Consider the following 590-nt stretch of genomic DNA (forward strand, 5'->3'; position numbering starts at 1 on the left):
ATCTACTTCAATGTCTAATTTTTCTAAATTGTCAAAAACGGTTTCAGCGACCTTAACTTTTTCGTCCAGAAATCTTCTTAAAGTTGAGAGTACTTCTCTTGAATGTTCTTCTCCTTTTTCTAACGTAATTTTATACCCAGTATATTCAAAACCTTTAACACTTTTTTCTTTAATTTCATCTTGAAATTCTTTTACGAACTTTTCTCCACTCAAGAAAGTACGCTTCAAGAATTTAATAGCCGCTTCGAACCAAGAACGAACTTTAGCAGCTAATTTTTGAAAGATTTCTTTGAGTTTACCAATTTTATCTTTTAGGAAAGACTCTAAAAGAACTGATGGGTTTGCAGAGTTTTCAATAACAGCTTCTTCAGCAACTACGTCAAAGATATACATAGATGCATTGACTTGATAAAACTCAAGAGCTGTTTCGCTGTTTACTCCCATAATACCTTCTAATGAAGGTTCAATGTATCCAGAATAACTTTCAATTACTGTTTCCTCGTTATTAAATAAAGTTCCGAAAATAGACATCTTATTATTCCTCCTTTTTAAGTTTATAAATTACTTCTTAGGTTTATAAGAGAGTGCAC

1 protein-coding gene is annotated in these 590 nt (G+C 31.4%); it reads right to left on the minus strand.

The features are described from left to right. Window positions 1-531, minus strand: a 531-nt coding sequence (locus ETC00_RS19550; protein ID WP_171567712.1) for a hypothetical protein, incomplete at its 3' end; no start/stop codon positions are given. Between the last annotated feature and the right edge of the window lie 59 nt (window positions 532-590).

This window comes from Brevibacillus sp. MCWH, assembly GCF_013096935.1.
In the GTDB taxonomy this organism is placed as follows: Bacteria; Bacillota; Bacilli; order Brevibacillales; family Brevibacillaceae; genus Brevibacillus; species Brevibacillus aydinogluensis.